The following is an 18,003-nucleotide window of genomic DNA, read 5'->3' as shown; positions in this document are numbered from 1 at the left end:
CGGCGAGTATAACGTAATCAAGCTGTCACGGCAGCCCGTCTGGCGGCTCTTGAGGCGAATGAACCCGATGGTTCATTCGATCCTCACCTGATTGCGCCCATTGTTCTTCGCCAGATACAAACCACGGTCCGCCGCCGAGATCAGCAACCGGCAGTCGCTGCCCGCCTCCGGCACCATCGTCGCCAGGCCGATGCTGATGGTCAGGCTCGACCCTTCGACCGGAGCATTGTGCGGAATCTTCAGTGCCGCCACGGTCTGGCGCAGCTTCTCCGCCACCAGTCGCGCCCCGCCCGGCGAGGTGTTGGGCAGCACCAGCGCAAACTCTTCACCGCCATAACGCGCCGGCAGGTCCGACGGCCGGGCGCTGGCCTCGCGGATCGCCGTGGCGACCTTGCGCAGAGCCTCGTCGCCTTCGACGTGGCCGAACGTGTCGTTGTAGGACTTGAAGTAGTCGACGTCGATCATCAGCAGCGACAACTGACTCTGGTCACGCAGCGAACGGCGCCATTCCAGCTCCAGGTATTCGTCGAAGTGCCGGCGGTTGGACAGCCCGGTCAGGCCGTCGGAGTTCATCAGCCGCTGCAAGACGAGGTTGGTGTCGAGCAATTGCTGCTGGCTGACCCGCAACGCGCGATAGGCCGCGTCCCGTTGCAGCAGGGTCATGTAGGAGCGCGAGTGATAACGGATGCGCGCCACCAGTTCGATGTTGTCCGGCAGCTTCACCAGGTAATCGTTGGCCCCGGCCGAAAACGCCGCACTCTTGATCAGCGGGTCTTCCTTGGTCGACAGGACGATGATCGGAATGTCCTTGGTCGCCGGGTGATTGCGGTATTCGCGCACCAGGCTCAGGCCATCGAGGCCGGGCATCACCAGATCCTGCAGGATCACCGTGGGTTTGATCCGCACCGCGTGAGCCACGGCCTGATGCGGGTCGGAGCAGAAGTGGAAGTCGATGTTCTCTTCATTCGACAGCCCACGGCGCACGGCTTCGCCGATCATCGCCTGATCGTCCACCAACAACACCATGGCGGCGTTCTCGTCGGTTTTGATGTCATCGATCTGTAAGTCATTCATGGGCGGTCACCTGAGTGCTGCGGGGGCCAGGATTGCGGATGGACGTGTTCATTTGGGGAAAATCTCCAGCAATCGTGGCGCTATCTTTTCCAGTGGACGGATTTCTACGGCTGCATCAATGGCCGCGGCGGCCTTGGGCATGCCGTACACCGCACTGCTTTGCTGATCCTGCGCGATGGTCAGGTAACCCTGTTGGCGCATGAGCTTAAGCCCTTGAGCCCCGTCGCGTCCCATCCCGGTCAATAAAACCCCTACTGCGTCACCGTTCCAGTAATTGGCGACGCTTTCGAAAAACACGTCGATCGAGGGGCGGTAGATTTCGTTGACCGGCTCGGCGGTGTAAGCCAGCGTGCCGTTCTTGAGTAATCGGATGTGATGATTGGTGCCGGCCAGCAACACCGCGCCGGCCTGCGGCGGCTCGCCTTCCCGGGCCAGGCGCACGTCCAGGCCGCTGGCGCTGGCCAGCCATTCGGCCATGCCGGCGGCGAACACCTGATCGACATGCTGCACCAGCACGATGGCCGCCGAAAAGTTGCGCGGCAGGCCTTTGAGCAAAACCTCCAGCGCCGCCGGCCCACCGGCTGACGATCCGATCGCCACCAGCCGCTGGCACGACCCGGAACTGCGCGGTGTCGTCTGGGCCGGGCGTGCGCGAGCGGTTTTCTCGCCGATCAGCCAGCCGATATTCAGAATCTTGCGCAACAGCGGCGCCGCTGCCTGCTGGGCGTTGCCGGCGCCAAGGGCCGGCGTGTCGACCACGTCCAGCGCGCCGTGGCCCATGGCTTCGAACACCCGGTGCACGTTCTGCTGGCGGTCAACGGTAACGATGACAATCGCGCACGGGCTCTCGGCCATGATGCGCCGGGTGGCTTCAACGCCATCCATCACCGGCATGATCAAATCCATCAGGATCAGGTCCGGGGTGTTTTCCGCGCACAGCCGCACCGCTTCGGCGCCGTTGCTGGCGACCCACACCACCTGATGCGCCGGCTCGAAGGCCAGCGCCCGGCGCAGGGCCTCCACCGCCAAAGGCATGTCGTTGACGATTGCGATTTTCATGCCCGCGCTCCTCCGATGAGCTCAACCACCGCGTCGAGCAGGGCGTCGTCATGAAAACTGGCCTTGGCTAAATAATAGTCGGCTCCGGCGTCCAGTCCACGGCGCCGGTCTTCCTCGCGATCCTTGTAGGACACCACCATCACCGGCAGCGATTGCAGACGGTTGTCGCGGCGCAACAGCGAGACCAATTCGATGCCGTCCATGCGCGGCATGTCGATGTCGGTGATCAACAGGTCAAAGTCCTCGGAACGCAGGGCATTCCAGCCGTCCATGCCGTCCACCGCAACGGCCACGTCATAGCCGCGATTGAGCAACAGCTTGCGTTGCAACTCGCGCACGGTCAGCGAATCGTCGACCACCAGAATCCGTTTGCGCGCCGCTTCTGCGGCCTGATGGCCGTGGCGGGCAATGCGCTCCAGACGCCCGGTGTTGAGCAGTTTGTCCACCGAACGCAGCATGTCTTCGACATCGACGATCAGCACCACCGAGCCATCGTCGAGCAGAGCGCCGGCGGAAATGTCCTGCACCTTGCCCAGTCGCTCGTCCAGCGGCAGCACCACCAGCGTGCGCTCGCCGATGAAACGCTCGACCGCCACACCATAGATCGCGTCGCGCTCGCGGATCACCACGACTTTCAGGGTATCGCCGCTGTTCTGGCTGGCCGGACGCTGCAATAACTGACTGGCCGCGACGAGCCCGACATGGCGGCCCTCGTGCCAGAAATGCTGGCGCCCTTCGACCTGCACGATGTCGTCCGGTGCCAGGTCGCACATGCGCTCGATGTGGGCCAGCGGGAAGGCGTAGGCCTCATCGCCGACCTCCACCACCAGGCTGCGCACCACCGACAGGGTCAGCGGTACTTCGAGATGGAAGCGGCTGCCCTCGCCCGCCGTCTGCTCCAGCACCACTGCGCCGCGCAACTGGCGGACCATGTGCTGAACGGCATCGAGGCCGACGCCACGCCCGGAGACTTCGGTGACCTTGTCCCGCAGGCTGAATCCCGGCAGGAACAGGAAGGTCAGCAGTTCTTCTTCGCTCAACTGGGCGGCGGTCTCGGCCGGCGACAATTGGCGTTCGACGATGCTGCGGCGGACCTTTTCCAGGTCCACGCCGTTGCCATCATCGCTCAGTTCCAGCACCAGCAGCCCGGCCTGGTGTGAGGCGCGCAGGCGGATCAGCCCTTCTTCGGACTTGCCTTTGAGCAGGCGTTCTTCCGGCGTTTCGATGCCGTGATCGACCGCATTGCGCAGCAGGTGCGTCAGCGGTGCTTCGAGCTTTTCCAACACATCGCGGTCGACCTGGGTTTTCTCGCCTTCAATCTCCAGTCGCACCTGTTTGCCGAGACTGCGACCGAGGTCGCGCACCATCCGCACCTGACCCGACAGCACATCGGCAAACGGCCGCATGCGGCAAGCCAGCGCGGTGTCGTAGAGCACTTGCGCGCGCTGGCTCGCTTGCCAGGCAAACTCGTCGAGCTCGGCGTTTTTTTCTGCCAGCAACTGCTGGGATTCGGCGAGCAAACGCCGCGCGTCCTCCAGCGCTTCCTGGGCCTCAAGGCTCAGGGCATGCTCCTTGAGATGCACATTGAGACTTTCCAGCGCCCGCAGACCATTGTTCTGCATGCGTTTGAGGCGTTGCATCGTGGCCAGATGCGGCTTCAGACGCTGGGTTTCCACCAGGGATTTGCTCGACAGATCGAGCAGGCTGTTCAGGCGCTCGGCGGTAACCCGCAGAACCCGCTCGCCGCCTTCGGTGGTGCGCTTGCTCTTGCGCGGTGCGGGTTCCGGCTCGGCAACCTCGACGGGGATTTCAACGGGCGCCGGCTCGACCATCGGCGGAGGCTGAAGCTGCAACTCGGCCATCGGCGGCGCGCTCGGAGCGGCGGGCACCACTGCCGGCGCAGCCGGATCGAGCAAACTGCCCATCAACGCCACGTAAGCCTCGATGTCCGCCGGTTGCGGGCCGTTGGCCGGCGTGGCAATGCGCATCAGCAAGTCGGTGCCCTGCAACAACGCATCGATATGTTCCGGGCGCAGGAACAACCGCCCTTCCTGCGCACTGACCAGACAGTCTTCCATCACGTGGGCGACGCTGACGCCGCTGTCGATGCCGACAATCCGCGCCGCACCTTTCAACGAATGCGCCGCCCGCATGCACGACTCGAGCTGATCGGCCTGGGTCGGGTTGCGTTCCAACGCCAGCAGCCCGGCGCTGAGCACCAGGGTCTGGGCTTCGGCTTCGAGGCTGAACAGCTCCAGCAGGGAGGCGTCGCGCATTTGCTCGGGGGTCATGTGAGGCTCCGGGTCACGGCGGACAGCAGCTGTTCTTCATCCAGCCAACGCAGGCTGCGACCTTTGAAAGGCAACACGCCTCGGGTGTATTTCGCACTGACCTGCGCCCCGGAACGCGACGCAGCATCGAGAATTCGTTCGTCGATGGCGTGAATCCCGTCGACTTCGTCCACCGGCACCACCACCGGCCCGCCCTGGGCCGCGATGATCAGCATGCGCGGCATGATCCGTGCGCCCGTCGCCGGGGCGGCGTTGCTGTCGAGGTCGAGCAGTTCGACCAGCGACAGGCACGCCACCAGCGCCCCGCGCACGTTCGCCACGCCGAGCAAGGCCCGGGAGCGCTGATGCGGCAAAGAGTGAATCGCCTGCAACGGCGCGACCTCCACCAGACTGCGGGTGGCCAGGCCGAGCCATTCCTCACCGAGGCGGAACATCAGCAGTGAGCGGGTTTTCAGCTCGGTCTCAACCTGGATCGCCACCGGATCGCGTTCGTCCTGCTGCAGCGCATAGCGGTCGAGCAGGCGTGTGGCGGCGGCGGAATACACCGAGCAATTGCGGCAGTGAATGTGTTCTTCCAGCAGCGGGCAGGACTTGTCGCCGTGGATGCCGATGCGATTCCAGCAATCGTCGATGGCCCGGGCGTCTTCGTGGGTGACGTTCAAGGTGTCGGACGGGATCATCGTTTACGCTCACTGTCGGCGGTGCGGCCGCTGCGGGCGGCGCGCTCCTGCAATCGTCGGGCACCGGCCGTGTCGCCCTGGGCCTGCAGCAACCCGGCCAGGTGCATCAAGGCTTCGGCGTGTTGCGGCTCGAGGTACAACGCCTTGCGGTAAAAACCCTGGGCTTCGAGAGCACTGCCGGCAACATCGCTGAGCAGGCCAAGCCAGTAAAACACCTGGGCCACCGGCTCATGGCTGCGCAAATACTGTTCGCACGCAGCGCGGGCTTCGGCGCTTTTGCCTTCGTTGGCCAGGGCGGCGATGTTGGCCAGCAGGGTCGTGGCGTCGGGATTCGGGCTTTTGACGGTGGCGGGCAACGGTGTCACAGCGGCAAACGGCCGGTTGCGCACGGGCGGCGGTGGCGCGCTGCGCACCGGCTGGCGCACCGGCAACGGTGTCGGGATGGCGACCGGCATTGGCAACGGCTCGGGTTGCGGATCGCTGTGGCGACTGAACGCGAAAGACTGCGGAATCCCGATCGAACGCATGCCCAACCGCCCGAGCAGGCTGCCCTCAGCCGGGCCGATAAACAGCACGCCATCCACATGGGTCAGGCGCTTGAGCACGGCGAACACCTGTTGCTGGGTCGGTTGATCGAAATAGATCAGCAGGTTGCGACAGAACACGAAATCGAACGGTGGCTCGCTGGCCAACAGCGTCGGATCCAGCACATTGCCGACCTGCAAACGCACCTGTTCGCGCACGTATTCATTCAGGCGATAGCCTTCGTCCTCCGGCATGAAATGCCGTTCGCGGAACGCCAGTTCCTGGCCGCGAAACGAGTTCTTGCCGTACAGCGCCCGTTGCGCCTTGTCCACCGACAAGGGGCTGACATCCATGCCATCGACCTTGAACTGATGGGGCTTGAGGCCCGCATCGAGCAACGCCATGGCAATCGAATAAGGTTCTTCACCGGTGGAGCACGGCAGGCTGAGAATGCGCAGCGCACGCATGTTGTTCAGCTCGGCCAGGCGCTTGCGCGCCAGTTTGCCCAAGGTGGCGAAGGATTCCGGGTAACGGAAAAACCACGTCTCAGGGACGATCACCGCCTCGATCAGCGCTTGCTGTTCGTCCCGCGAACCTTGCAGCGCTTGCCAGTACTCATCGGCCGTGACCATCTGCGACAGGATGATGCGCTGGCGCACCGCCCGCTCGATGATCGCCGGCCCTACCGAAGCAACGTCGAGACCGATGCGTTCCTTGAGGAAATCGAAGAAGCGCTGGTCGCTGCTCATGGCTGCTCCTCAAGCCGCGCCGGGTCCAACGGCGGCGTCGGGAACAACAGCGGGCGCACCGTCTCGTCCAACAGATCATTGACCCGCACCCATTGCACCAGCCCGCGAGCGTCTTCGCGCACCGGGCCCAGGTACGGTGCCTGACGATTGTCGAGACCATACGGCTGGAAATCATCCGGGTTGCAACGCAGGGTGTCGGTGGCCTGCTCGAGGATCAGCCCAAGCCATTGCGACGGCTGAGAGTCATCCGCGCGGTAATGCACCAGCACCAGCCGTGTGCTGGTGCGCGCCTCGGCAGGGTGACCGAACGTCAGAGCGCTGAGGTCGATTACCGGCACCACCGAACCGCGATAGGCAAACACCCCCGCCACCCAGTGTGGCGCCCGGGCAATCGGCTTCAACGGCAGGCGCGGTAGCACTTCGGCCACTTCCGTGGCACGCAGGGCGTAGCGTTCGCTGCCGATGCGAAACAGCAGGAACAACGCCTGCTTCGCTACCGGTGCAGCGCTGCGTTTGGCGGTGATTTCGCTCATCAGACTTTGAATCGCGAAACGCCGCTGCGCAGGCCCACGGCCACCTGGCTCAGTTCGTCGATGGCGAAACTGGCCTGACGCAACGACTCGACGGTCTGGCTGCTGGCATCACCCAGTTGCACCAGCGCATGGTTGATCTGCTCGGCGCCGGTGGCCTGGGCCTGCATGCCTTCGTTGACCATCAACACCCGCGGCGCCAGCGCCTGCACCTGATGGATGATCTGCGACAGCTGCTCGCCCACCTGCTGGACCTCGGACATGCCGCGACGCACTTCCTCGGAGAACTTGTCCATGCCCATCACCCCGGCCGACACCGCTGACTGGATCTCGCGAACCATCTGTTCGATGTCATAAGTAGCGACAGCCGTCTGATCCGCCAGACGCCGCACTTCGGTGGCGACCACCGCGAAACCGCGACCGTACTCACCGGCCTTCTCCGCTTCGATCGCGGCGTTCAGGGACAACAGGTTGGTCTGGTCGGCGACCTTGACGATGGTCACGACCACCTGATTGATGTTGCCGGCCTTCTCGTTGAGGATCGCCAGTTTGGCGTTCACCAGATCCGCCGCGCCCATCACCGAGTGCATGGTGTCTTCCATGCGTGCCAGGCCTTGTTGCCCGGAACCGGCCAGCACCGAGGCCTGATCGGCGGCGGTGGACACTTCGGTCATGGTGCGCACGAGGTCACGGGAGGTCGCCGCAATCTCGCGGGACGTCGCGCCGATTTCGGTCGTGGTGGCAGCGGTTTCGGTGGCAGTGGCCTGCTGTTGTTTGGAGGTGGCGGCGATCTCTGTCACCGACGTGGTGACCTGCACCGACGAGCGCTGGGCCTGGGACACCAGCGAGGTGAGCTCGGTCATCATGTCGTTGAAGCCGGTTTCCACGGCGCCGAACTCATCCTTGCGCTCAAGGTTCAAGCGGCTGCTCAGGTCGCCGGTACGCATGACTTCGAGGATCTGCACGATGCGGTTCATCGGCGCCATGATCGCGCGCATCAGCAACAGACCGCAGAAACCGGCAGCCAGCACGGCCACCAGCAGCGAGACAAACATGCTGACCTTGGCTGCCGCCACCGCGTCGTCGATGTTGGCCATGGCCTGGTCGGCGACTTTCTTGTTCTCGCCAATGATGTCGTTGAGCTTCATACGCCCGCCGACCCAGGCCGGGGTCAGCTTCTCGTTGAACAGCTTGACCGCATCGGCTTCCAGATTGCGCTTGTGCAGATCCAGCACGGCGTCCTGGATCTTCATGTAGTTGTCGTGATCCTTTTCAAACGCGGCGAACTCGATCCGGTCCTCGTCGGTGGTCACGGTGTTGCGGTAGTTGGCCATCTGCTCCTGGAGACGTTTCTCGAAGGACTGGTAGTCCGCCGCGTCTTCACTGCTGACGCCCTGCCCTTCTTTCAGCCCCAGCAACTCCTGGGTCTGCAGATAGCTGTCGACCCACGCGCCGCGGATCATCGAGCTGTAATAGACGCCGGGAATCGCGTCGTCACGGACGCTGTTTTCACTGGCTTCGATCTTCAACAGCCGAGAATACGAGACGACCACCATCAGCAACATGATGGCGATAATCACCGCAAAGCTCGCCAAAATGCGTTGGCGCAACGTCCAGTTCTTCACAGTCAGTCCTCGGGGCCAGATCGAAATTGCGGGGGAGTATAGCTGAGGGCGGTGTTTCATTTATAAGACGGTTTGCCGCGCTCAAGCCTACCGGTGGTAAACGGGGTGGGCTCTGGATAGGGACTTTCAAGCAATCGGAGGGCGGCGTGCCAGTGACGCAATGGCAAAAAGGGGCGATGGATTGGCCATTTCAGTGATAGATGATCTGGCAACACGGTCACCGTGTGCTCAGCGGCGCTATCTCTTGCTGCAACGAAAGAACCCGCGATCCTGCGCAAGATCGCGGGTTCTCGTTTCGATGACAGCAGTTCTACAGGGTCGCTACACGGACCTGCTTCTCAAGCTCCACCTTCAACCCCGGCTCCAGCTTCAACTGCCGCGCCAGCTCATCCAGATAGCTCTTCTCCATAAAGTTCTCCTCATCCACCATCATCACACTCGCCACGTACATCTCGGCGGCCATCTCCGGCGTGCTTGCCGCGCGGGCGACGTCGGTGGGGTCGAGGGGTTTGTTGAGTTCGGCGTGAAGCCAGTGTTTGAGCTCCTGATCGTTGTCGAGCTTGGTGAATTCACCTTCAATCAGCTGGCGTTCGCGGTCGTCGATGTGGCCGTCGGCTTTGGCGGCGGCGACCAGAGCCTTGAGGATGGCCTGGCTGTGTTGTTCGACTTGCGCCGGTGGCAGGCGATCGAGGGTTTGCGGTTCGCTCTGCGGGGCGGTGCCTTTCTGGGCGTTCCAGTTGCCGTAGGCTTTGTAGGCGATCATGCCCAGTGCGGCGAGGCCGCCGTAAATGGCGACTTTACCGCCAACCTTGCGGGCCTTTTTGCTTCCCAGCAACAGGCCCATGGCGCCGGCCACCAGGGCACCGCCGCCTGCGCCTGACAGCAAACCGCCGAGCGCGCCATGACTGGAAGATCCGCCCAGCAAGCCGCCCAAACCACCGGCAGCCGGTTTGTTCTGCGCCCCGCCCGCCTTGTTCTGCAGCAGATCCTGGCCGGACTTGAGGAGTTGATCGAGCAATCCACGGGTGTTCATGTTCCGCCTCCAAACAGGGGTTATCCGGATCAATAAGGCCCTCAGCCTAGTTCGAAAGTGCCCGTCGTTTGGGTGCGAGTGTGCTTCCAGATGTTGCCTGGCCCTCAGCAGCCCTTCGCGAAAATAGATATACACTCGAGGCAATCTATAAAAACCGCCCACCGGGTAAACCTTCCATGATGACCTTGCGTCAGATCCGCCATTTCATCGCTGTGGCCGAGACCGGCTCGATCTCCGCCGCCGCGCAGACCGCGTTCATTTCCCAGTCGACCCTGACCCTGGCCATCCAGCAACTGGAGGAAGAAATCGGCGTCAGCCTGTTCAATCGCCACGCCAAGGGCATGACCCTTACCCATCAGGGGCACCAGTTTCTACGCCAGGCGCACTTGATTCTGGCAACCGTGGACAACGCCAAACGCAGCCTGCAACAAAGCACCGATCAGGTCGCCGGGCAGTTGATCGTCGGCGTGACCAGTCTGGTGGCCGGTTATTACCTGGCGGATTTGCTCACTCGTTTCCAGCGTGCGTACCCCAACGTCGAGATCCGGGTGATGGAGGACGAGCGGCCATACATCGAGCATCTGCTGGTCAGCGGCGAGATCGATGTCGGGGTGTTGATCCTCTCCAACCTCGAAGACCGCCACGCCTTGCAGACCGAAGTGCTGACCCACTCGCCGCACCGCTTGTGGCTGCCGGCCCAGCATCCGCTGCTGGAACACGACAGCATCAACCTCGCCGACGTCGCCCGGGAGCCGTTGATTCAACTGAACGTCGACGAGATGGATCGCAATGCCCAACGCCTTTGGCGCGGTGCCGGACTGCAACCGAAGATCACCCTCAGAACCGCGTCCACAGAGGCGGTGCGAAGTCTGGTCGCAGCCGGCTTGGGCGTGTCGATCCAGCCCGACATGACTTACCGCCCATGGTCGCTGGAAGGGGACATCATCGAAGCCCGACCGATTGCCGACCTCAACCAGACCCTCGACGTCGGTCTGGCCTGGCGCCGTGGCACCGCACGCCCTGCGCTGGTCGACCCGTTCCTGACTGTGGCCCGCGAACAGCCCCACGGCGGACGCAAGCCATCTATTTAATCGAATGCCACCTTCAGTATTTAGAATTTGTCGACCCCGGAGCCGCGCACTAGTCTTGCTGCATCTATAAGACGGTCGGCTCCCGGAACAGGGAGCAACATGGCCATACAAGAAAAGAGATCACGGAAAATGGCTGGCGCGCAGACCCACATGCACACCGCGTTGCTGATCGACGGCGAACTGGTCGCCGGGCAAGGATTTGTCGAACCAATCCTCAACCCGGCCACCGGCGAAGTCCTGACCCAGATCGCCGAAGCCAGCACCGAGCAAGTCGAAGCCGCCATCCTCGCCGCCCACCGCGCCTTTGCCGAGTGGTCACGCACGACTCCGCAACAACGCTCCAACTTGCTGCTGGAAATCGCCAGCGCCGTCGAAAAACACGCCGATCACCTCGCCCGCCTCGAAGCCCTGAACTGCGGCAAGCCGCTGCATCTGGCGCGGCAGGACGATTTGACCGCAACGGTCGATGTGTTTCGCTTTTTCGCTGGCGCCGTGCGCTGCCAGACCGGCCAGCTCAGTGGCGAATACGTGCCGGGCTACACCAGTATGGTGCGCCGCGATCCGATTGGCGTCGTCGCCTCGATTGCGCCGTGGAACTACCCGATCATGATGGCCGCGTGGAAGATCGCCCCGGCCCTCGCCGCCGGCAATACGCTGGTGTTCAAGCCGTCCGAGCACACGCCGCTGTCGATTCTGGCGCTGGCTCCGGCACTGGCCGAGATTCTGCCGCGCGGGGTGATCAACATCGTCTGCGGTGGCGGCGAAGGGGTTGGCAGTCACCTGGTCGGTCATCCGAAAGTGCGCATGGTGTCGCTGACCGGCGATATCGTCACCGGCCAGAAAATCCTCCAAGCCGCCGCCAAAACCCTCAAGCGCACGCACCTCGAACTCGGCGGCAAGGCCCCGGTGATCGTCTGCAACGACGCCGACATCAAAGCCGTGGTCGAAGGCGTGCGCACTTATGGCTACTACAACGCCGGGCAGGATTGCACGGCGGCTTGCCGGATCTACGCCCAGGCAGGGATTCACGACAAATTAGTCGCCGAACTCGGCGCGGCGGTCAGCAGCCTGCGCTTCGCCGGCAAACGCGACGCTGACAACGAGATAGGCCCACTGATCAGCACTCGTCAGCGCGACCGTGTGGCCAGTTTCGTCGAGCGCGCCCTCGGTCAGCCGCACATCGAACGAGTGACCGGTGCGGCAGTGCATTCAGGGGCCGGGTTCTTCTATCAGCCAACCCTGCTGGCCGGTTGCAAACAGAGCGATGAGATCGTCCAGCGCGAAGTGTTCGGCCCGGTGGTGACCGTGACCCGCTTCGACGAACTGGCGCAAGCGGTGGACTGGGCCAACGACTCGGAATACGGCCTCGCCTCGTCGGTCTGGACCCAGAATCTGGACAAGGCGATGCAGGTCGCCGCACGCCTGCAATACGGCTGCACGTGGATCAACAGCCATTTCATGCTGGTCAGCGAAATGCCCCACGGCGGGCTGAAACGATCCGGTTACGGCAAAGACTTATCCAGCGATTCGCTACAGGACTACAGCGTGGTGCGGCACATCATGGCCCGCCACGGCCAGCATCTCTGACTACGCTAATAACAAGCCGACCACGGCATGCTTCACCGCGTTCACAACTGCCCCGACCATAATTTAAAGAAGAGGGTTCACCATGTTCGTGCACAAGACCGCACTGCTCAGTGCAATCACCACGGCCCTGCTGGCCAGCGCCAGTCTGCAGGCCGCCGAACCGCTGAAAGCCGTCGGCGCCGGCGAAGGCCAGCTGGATATCGTCGCCTGGCCCGGCTACATCGAACGCGGTGAAAGCGACAAGGCCTACGACTGGGTGACCGGTTTCGAGAAGGAGACCGGCTGCAAGGTGAACGTGAAAACCGCTGCCACGTCTGACGAAATGGTCAGCCTGATGGCCAAGGGCGGCTACGACCTGGTGACCGCGTCGGGCGATGCATCGCTGCGGTTGATCGTCGGCAAGCGTGTGCAACCGATCAACACTGCGTTGATCCCGAACTGGAAAACCCTCGACCCACGCCTGAAAGACGCGCCGTGGTACGTGGTCAACAAGGAAACCTACGGCACCCCGTACCAGTGGGGCCCGAACGTGCTGATGTACAACACCAACGTGTTCAAGACCGCGCCGACCAGCTGGAACGTGGTGTTCGCCGAACAGAATCTGCCTGACGGCAAGTCGAACAAGGGCCGTGTGCAAGCCTACGACGGCCCGATCTACATCGCCGACGCGGCGCTCTACCTGAAATCCACCAAGCCTGAGCTGGGGATCAAAGACCCGTACCAGCTCACCGAAGATCAGTACAAAGCTGTGCTCGAACTGTTGCGCGCCCAGCAGAAGCTGATCCACCGCTACTGGCACGACACCACCGTGCAGATGAGCGATTTCAAGAACGAAGGCGTGGTCGCGTCCAGCGCCTGGCCGTATCAGGTCAACGGCCTGATCAACGACAAGCAACCGATCGCTTCGACCGTGCCGAAAGAAGGCGCCACCGGTTGGGCCGACACCACCATGCTGCACGCCGAGGCCAAGCACCCGAACTGCGCCTACAAGTGGATGGACTGGTCGCTGCAGCCGAAAGTCCAGGGTGATGTGGCGGCGTGGTTCGGTTCGTTGCCGGCAGTTCCGGCGGCGTGTCAGGGCAGTGAGTTGCTCGGGGCCGAGGGTTGCAAGACCAACGGGTTTGATCAGTTCGAGAAGATTGCCTTCTGGAAAACACCGCAGGCTGAGGGTGGGAAGTTTGTGCCTTATAGCCGGTGGACGCAGGACTACATTGCGATTATGGGCGGTAGGTAATCGCCCACACACCGATCGTTCCCACGTCGAGGCGTCGATCCGTCTGCGTGGGAATGCATCACCGGACGCTCCGCGTCCATTCGCAGGAGCTGACGCAGAGCGTCACGGGCTGCATTCCCACGCGGAGCGTGGGAACGATCAATTCGAATACTGTTTTTCAGAAGTCCAGGCAGGGCCGCTGCGACGGCCCTCGCCTTTTTGGAGCACCGCACCATGACGCTTGCAGTCCAGTTCACCAACGTTTCCCGACAGTTCGGCGAGGTGAAGGCCGTTGACCGGGTTTCCATCGACATCCAGGACGGCGAGTTCTTTTCCATGCTCGGCCCCTCCGGTTCGGGCAAGACCACGTGCCTGCGCCTGATCGCGGGGTTCGAGCAACCGAGCGCTGGCTCGATCCGCATTCACGGCGCCGAAGCCGCCGGTCTGCCGCCCTATCAACGCGACGTCAACACGGTGTTTCAGGATTACGCGCTGTTCCCGCACATGAACGTGCTGGACAACGTGGCCTACGGTTTGAAAGTCAAAGGCGTGAACAAGAACGAGCGCCACAAGCGCGCCGAAGAAGCGTTGGACATGGTCGCCCTCGGCGGCTACGGCGTGCGTAAACCGGTGCAGTTGTCCGGCGGTCAGCGTCAGCGTGTCGCCCTCGCCCGCGCGCTGGTCAATCGTCCGCGAGTGCTGTTGCTCGACGAACCGTTGGGCGCCCTCGATCTGAAGCTGCGCGAACAGATGCAGAGCGAACTGAAGAAGCTGCAACGCCAGCTCGGCATCACCTTCATCTTCGTCACTCACGACCAGACTGAAGCACTGTCGATGTCCGACCGCGTGGCCGTGTTCAACAAAGGTCGCATCGAGCAGGTCGACACCCCGCGCAATCTGTACATGAAACCCACCACCACGTTCGTCGCCGAATTCGTCGGTACTTCGAACGTGATTCGCGGCGATCTGGCGCGACAGCTCAGCGGTCATCCGCAGCCGTTTTCGATTCGCCCGGAACACGTGCGATTCGCCGAAGGCCCGTTAGCCAGTCATGAAATCGAAGTCAGCGGCCTGCTCCACGACATCCAGTACCAGGGCAGCGCCACGCGCTATGAACTGACCCTGGAAAACGGCCAGACCCTGAGCATCAGCCACGCCAACAATCAGTGGATCGACAGCAGCGCGCAACACCAGACCGGTCAGCGCATCAGCGCACGCTGGGCACGGGAAGCGATGATTCCGTTGCACGACACCGTTGCGAGCGGGGTGTGACATGACCGCCCTCGCCCTCCCTCAATCGGCGCCGTTGCGCAGGTTTTCCAACCTGCTCTATCGCAAGCCGAACCTCTATCTGTCGATGCTGCTGGTGCCGCCGCTGCTGTGGTTCGGCGCGATCTATCTGGGGTCGCTGCTGGTGCTGCTGTGGCAAGGTTTCTACACCTTCGACGACTTCACCATGGCGGTCACACCCGACCTGACTCTGGCCAACTTTGCCGCGCTGTTTCAACCGTCGAACTTCGACATCATCCTGCGCACCCTGAGCATGGCGGTCGTGGTGTCGATCGCCAGCGCCATCGTCGCGTTTCCGATTGCCTACTACATGGCGCGCTACACCACCGGCAAGACCAAGGCGTTTTTCTACATCGCGGTGATGATGCCGATGTGGGCCAGTTACATCGTCAAGGCCTACGCCTGGACGCTGCTGCTGGCCAAGGGCGGCGTCGCGCAGTGGTTCGTTCAGCACCTGGGGCTGGAACCGGTTCTGCAATTCATTCTGGGGATTCCCGGGGTCGGCGGCAGCACCTTGTCGACCTCGCACCTGGGCCGGTTCATGGTGTTCGTCTACATCTGGCTGCCGTTCATGATCCTGCCGATCCAGGCCTCGCTGGAACGCTTGCCACCATCGCTGCTGCAAGCCTCCGCCGACCTCGGGGCCAAACCGCGTCAGACCTTCATGCAGGTGATTCTGCCGCTGTCGGTGCCGGGCATTGCCGCCGGTTCGATCTTCACCTTTTCGCTGACCTTGGGCGACTTCATCGTGCCGCAACTGGTGGGCCCGCCGGGCTACTTCGTCGGCAGCATGGTCTACGCGCAACAGGGTGCAATCGGAAATATGCCAATGGCTGCGGCGTTCACATTGGTGCCGATCGTTCTGATCGCCATTTACCTGTCCATCGTCAAACGTCTGGGGGCCTTCGATGCACTCTGAAAAGGCTTCAATAGGCTTGCGCATTGCAGCCTGGGGTGGGTTAGTGTTCTTGCACTTCCCGATCCTCATCATCTTCCTCTACGCCTTCAACACCGAAGACGCGGCGTTCAGCTTTCCACCCAAAGGCTTCACGCTGCACTGGTTCAGCGTGGCGTTTTCGCGGCCGGACGTGCTGGAAGCGATCAAGTTGTCGTTGCAGATCGCAGCCATTGCCACGTTGATCGCGATGGTGCTTGGCACCCTCGCTTCGGCGGCGTTGTACCGCCGGGACTTCTTCGGCAAACAGGGCATTTCGCTGATGCTGATCCTGCCGATTGCGTTGCCGGGGATCATCACCGGGATCGCGCTGCTGGCGACCTTCAAGACACTGGGGATCGAGCCGGGGATGTTCACCATCATCGTCGGCCACGCGACCTTCTGTGTGGTGATCGTCTACAACAACGTCATCGCCCGTTTGCGCCGCACCTCCCACAGCCTGATCGAGGCGTCGATGGATCTCGGTGCCGACGGCTGGCAGACCTTCCGCTACATCATCCTGCCGAACCTCGGCTCGGCGTTGCTCGCCGGCGGCATGCTCGCGTTTGCGCTGTCGTTCGACGAAATCATCGTCACCACCTTCACTGCCGGCCATGAACGCACCTTGCCGCTGTGGTTGCTCAACCAGTTGAGCCGCCCCCGGGACGTGCCGGTGACCAACGTCGTGGCGATGCTGGTGATGCTGGTGACCATGCTGCCGATCCTCGGCGCCTACTACCTGACCCGGGGTGGCGAGAGCGTCGCGGGCAGCGGCGGCAAATGAATTCCCTGATCTTTCCCACCCTGAATTTGCAGTAGAAAGAGGACAACAACATGCAAACCAAACTCTTGATCAACGGCCAACTGGTCAACGGCGAAGGCCCGGCGCAACCCGTGCTCAACCCAGCGCGCGGCGAAGTGCTGGTGGAAATCAACGAGGCCAGCGAAGCCCAGGTCGATGCCGCCGTGCGCGCCGCCGACAGTGCTTTCGCCGAATGGTCGCAGACCACGCCGAAAGACCGTTCGCTGTTGCTGCTAAAACTCGCCGACACCATCGAAGCCCACGGCGAAGAACTGGCGAAACTGGAATCGGACAACTGCGGCAAACCCTACAGCGCTGCGCTGAACGACGAGATCCCGGCGATAGCCGACGTGTTCCGTTTCTTCGCCGGCGCCAGCCGTTGCATGAGCGGTTCGGCCGGCGGCGAATACCTGCCCGGCCACACCTCGATGATCCGCCGCGACCCGGTGGGCGTGATCGCCTCCATCGCGCCGTGGAACTACCCGCTGATGATGGTCGCCTGGAAAATCGCCCCGGCCCTCGCCGCCGGTAATACCGTGGTGCTCAAGCCGTCGGAACAAACCCCGCTGACCGCGTTGCGTCTGGCCGAACTGGCGTCGGATATTTTCCCGGCTGGTGTGCTCAATCTGGTGTTCGGTCGTGGGCCGAGCGTGGGCAGTCCGCTGGTGACCCATCCGAAAGTGCGCATGGTGTCGCTGACCGGCTCGATAGCCACCGGTTCGAACATCATTTCCAGCACCGCCGACAGCGTCAAACGCATGCACATGGAACTGGGCGGCAAGGCCCCGGTGATCATCTTCGACGACGCCGACATCGATGCAGCGGTTGAAGGCATCCGTACCTTCGGCTTCTACAACGCCGGCCAGGACTGCACCGCTGCGTGCCGGATCTACGCCCAGCAAGGCATCTACGACAAGTTCGTCGAGAAGCTCGGCGCGGCGGTCAGCAGCATCAAGTACGGCTTGCAGGATGATCCGTCGACCGAACTCGGGCCACTGATCACCGCCCAACATCGCGACCGCGTGGCCGGGTTTGTCGAACGCGCCGTGGCGCAACCGCACATCCGCCTGATCACCGGCGGCAAGGCTGTGGACGGCAACGGTTTCTTCTTCGAACCGACGGTGCTGGCCGACGCGCAGCAGGACGACGAAATCGTCCGCCGCGAAGTGTTCGGGCCGGTGGTGTCGGTGACCAAGTTCACCGATGAAGCCCAGGCGCTGGAATGGGCCAACGATTCGGACTACGGCCTAGCGTCCTCGGTATGGACGGCGGATGTAGGGCGCGCCCATCGCCTGTCCGCCCGATTGCAGTACGGCTGCACCTGGGTGAATACGCACTTCATGCTTGTCAGCGAAATGCCTCATGGCGGTCAGAAACTGTCCGGCTACGGCAAGGACATGTCCATGTACGGGCTGGAGGACTACACCACGGTTCGGCATGTGATGTTCAAACACTAAAAGCATTCCCCCGGCTTCAAGGCAGAAACCGGTCATCCGCATCACCAGGCATTCAAAACAATA

General features: G+C 62.7%; 15 protein-coding genes. 7 read left to right on the top strand and 8 right to left on the bottom strand.

Features of this window, described 5'->3' with window-relative positions:
- Nucleotides 1–72: 72 nt before the first annotated feature.
- The 8 genes from IF199_RS05580 to IF199_RS05545 form a co-directional block, all read right to left on the bottom strand.
- On the bottom strand, nucleotides 73–1,074 hold the full coding sequence (locus IF199_RS05580; RefSeq protein ID WP_096819664.1) for a response regulator: 1,002 nt from the start codon (nucleotides 1,072–1,074) through the stop codon (nucleotides 73–75).
- Between the two features lie 48 nt (nucleotides 1,075–1,122).
- A complete protein-coding gene (cheB, locus tag IF199_RS05575; RefSeq protein ID WP_096819665.1) occupies nucleotides 1,123–2,133 on the bottom strand; it encodes a chemotaxis response regulator protein-glutamate methylesterase in 1,011 nt (336 codons plus the stop codon).
- A complete protein-coding gene (locus IF199_RS05570) occupies nucleotides 2,130–4,424 on the bottom strand; it encodes a hybrid sensor histidine kinase/response regulator (RefSeq protein ID WP_192559888.1) in 2,295 nt (764 codons plus the stop codon). The genes cheB and IF199_RS05570 overlap by 4 nt, the downstream gene beginning before the upstream one ends.
- The gene (locus IF199_RS05565) at nucleotides 4,421–5,104 is read right to left on the bottom strand and encodes a chemotaxis protein CheW (RefSeq protein ID WP_192559887.1); all 684 of its coding nucleotides are present in this window, start codon (nucleotides 5,102–5,104) and stop codon (nucleotides 4,421–4,423) included. Before IF199_RS05565 ends, IF199_RS05570 begins: the two co-directional genes overlap by 4 nt.
- Complete coding sequence (locus IF199_RS05560; RefSeq protein ID WP_192559886.1) at nucleotides 5,101–6,378, bottom strand: CheR family methyltransferase; 1,278 nt, start codon at nucleotides 6,376–6,378, stop codon at nucleotides 5,101–5,103. Before IF199_RS05560 ends, IF199_RS05565 begins: the two co-directional genes overlap by 4 nt.
- Nucleotides 6,375–6,911 carry a chemotaxis protein CheW gene (locus IF199_RS05555; protein ID WP_096819668.1) on the bottom strand — a complete coding sequence of 179 codons (537 nt, stop codon included), beginning with the start codon at nucleotides 6,909–6,911 and terminating at the stop codon, nucleotides 6,375–6,377. Before IF199_RS05555 ends, IF199_RS05560 begins: the two co-directional genes overlap by 4 nt.
- Entirely contained in the window at nucleotides 6,911–8,533 is a 1,623-nt protein-coding gene (locus IF199_RS05550; RefSeq protein WP_096819669.1) for a methyl-accepting chemotaxis protein, read from the bottom strand. Before IF199_RS05550 ends, IF199_RS05555 begins: the two co-directional genes overlap by 1 nt.
- A gap of 310 nt (nucleotides 8,534–8,843) precedes the next feature.
- The gene (locus IF199_RS05545; protein WP_192559885.1) at nucleotides 8,844–9,566 is read right to left on the bottom strand and encodes a tellurite resistance TerB family protein; all 723 of its coding nucleotides are present in this window, start codon (nucleotides 9,564–9,566) and stop codon (nucleotides 8,844–8,846) included.
- Between the two features lie 176 nt (nucleotides 9,567–9,742).
- Between IF199_RS05545 and IF199_RS05540 the strand changes: the two genes are divergently transcribed.
- The 7 genes from IF199_RS05540 to IF199_RS05510 all read left to right on the top strand — a co-directional run bounded on the left by IF199_RS05540 (nucleotide 9,743) and on the right by IF199_RS05510 (nucleotide 17,940).
- Entirely contained in the window at nucleotides 9,743–10,657 is a 915-nt protein-coding gene (locus tag IF199_RS05540; RefSeq protein ID WP_007954670.1) for a LysR family transcriptional regulator, read from the top strand.
- A 99-nt stretch (nucleotides 10,658–10,756) separates the two neighbouring features.
- A complete protein-coding gene (locus IF199_RS05535; protein WP_192559884.1) occupies nucleotides 10,757–12,244 on the top strand; it encodes a gamma-aminobutyraldehyde dehydrogenase in 1,488 nt (495 codons plus the stop codon).
- An 82-nt stretch (nucleotides 12,245–12,326) separates the two neighbouring features.
- Nucleotides 12,327–13,478: a putative ABC transporter substrate-binding protein YdcS gene (ydcS, locus tag IF199_RS05530; protein WP_192559883.1), complete on the top strand. Its 1,152-nt coding sequence runs from the start codon at nucleotides 12,327–12,329 to the stop codon at nucleotides 13,476–13,478.
- A 213-nt stretch (nucleotides 13,479–13,691) separates the two neighbouring features.
- Entirely contained in the window at nucleotides 13,692–14,729 is a 1,038-nt protein-coding gene (locus tag IF199_RS05525) for an ABC transporter ATP-binding protein (protein ID WP_192559882.1), read from the top strand.
- A 1-nt stretch (nucleotide 14,730) separates the two neighbouring features.
- On the top strand, nucleotides 14,731–15,666 hold the full coding sequence (locus IF199_RS05520; protein ID WP_007954664.1) for an ABC transporter permease: 936 nt from the start codon (nucleotides 14,731–14,733) through the stop codon (nucleotides 15,664–15,666).
- Nucleotides 15,656–16,465, top strand: coding sequence for an ABC transporter permease (locus tag IF199_RS05515; protein WP_007954663.1), 810 nt, complete (start codon nucleotides 15,656–15,658; stop codon nucleotides 16,463–16,465). The genes IF199_RS05520 and IF199_RS05515 overlap by 11 nt, the downstream gene beginning before the upstream one ends.
- A 50-nt stretch (nucleotides 16,466–16,515) precedes the next feature.
- Nucleotides 16,516–17,940: a gamma-aminobutyraldehyde dehydrogenase gene (locus tag IF199_RS05510; protein WP_096819310.1), complete on the top strand. Its 1,425-nt coding sequence runs from the start codon at nucleotides 16,516–16,518 to the stop codon at nucleotides 17,938–17,940.
- Nucleotides 17,941–18,003 lie beyond the last annotated feature (63 nt).

Source organism: Pseudomonas allokribbensis, from assembly GCF_014863605.1.
Classification (GTDB): Bacteria; Pseudomonadota; Gammaproteobacteria; order Pseudomonadales; family Pseudomonadaceae; genus Aquipseudomonas; species Aquipseudomonas allokribbensis.
The sequence above is the reverse complement of the archived record's forward strand: the minus strand, read 5'-3'. Positions and strand labels throughout refer to the sequence as shown.

Bases quoted from the DNA above. Each gene is read 5' to 3' on its own strand.
- IF199_RS05580 (WP_096819664.1), bottom strand. From the start codon at position 1,074: ATGAATGACTTACAGATCGATGACATCAAAACCGACGAGAACGCCGCC.
- cheB (WP_096819665.1), bottom strand. From the start codon at position 2,133: ATGAAAATCGCAATCGTCAACGACATGCCTTTGGCGGTGGAGGCCCTG.
- IF199_RS05570 (WP_192559888.1), bottom strand. From the start codon at position 4,424: ATGACCCCCGAGCAAATGCGCGACGCCTCCCTGCTGGAGCTGTTCAGC.
- IF199_RS05565 (WP_192559887.1), bottom strand. From the start codon at position 5,104: ATGATCCCGTCCGACACCTTGAACGTCACCCACGAAGACGCCCGGGCC.
- IF199_RS05560 (WP_192559886.1), bottom strand. From the start codon at position 6,378: ATGAGCAGCGACCAGCGCTTCTTCGATTTCCTCAAGGAACGCATCGGT.
- IF199_RS05555 (WP_096819668.1), bottom strand. From the start codon at position 6,911: ATGAGCGAAATCACCGCCAAACGCAGCGCTGCACCGGTAGCGAAGCAG.
- IF199_RS05545 (WP_192559885.1), bottom strand. From the start codon at position 9,566: ATGAACACCCGTGGATTGCTCGATCAACTCCTCAAGTCCGGCCAGGAT.
- IF199_RS05540 (WP_007954670.1), top strand. From the start codon at position 9,743: ATGATGACCTTGCGTCAGATCCGCCATTTCATCGCTGTGGCCGAGACC.
- IF199_RS05535 (WP_192559884.1), top strand. From the start codon at position 10,757: ATGGCCATACAAGAAAAGAGATCACGGAAAATGGCTGGCGCGCAGACC.
- ydcS (WP_192559883.1), top strand. From the start codon at position 12,327: ATGTTCGTGCACAAGACCGCACTGCTCAGTGCAATCACCACGGCCCTG.
- IF199_RS05525 (WP_192559882.1), top strand. From the start codon at position 13,692: ATGACGCTTGCAGTCCAGTTCACCAACGTTTCCCGACAGTTCGGCGAG.
- IF199_RS05520 (WP_007954664.1), top strand. From the start codon at position 14,731: ATGACCGCCCTCGCCCTCCCTCAATCGGCGCCGTTGCGCAGGTTTTCC.
- IF199_RS05515 (WP_007954663.1), top strand. From the start codon at position 15,656: ATGCACTCTGAAAAGGCTTCAATAGGCTTGCGCATTGCAGCCTGGGGT.
- IF199_RS05510 (WP_096819310.1), top strand. From the start codon at position 16,516: ATGCAAACCAAACTCTTGATCAACGGCCAACTGGTCAACGGCGAAGGC.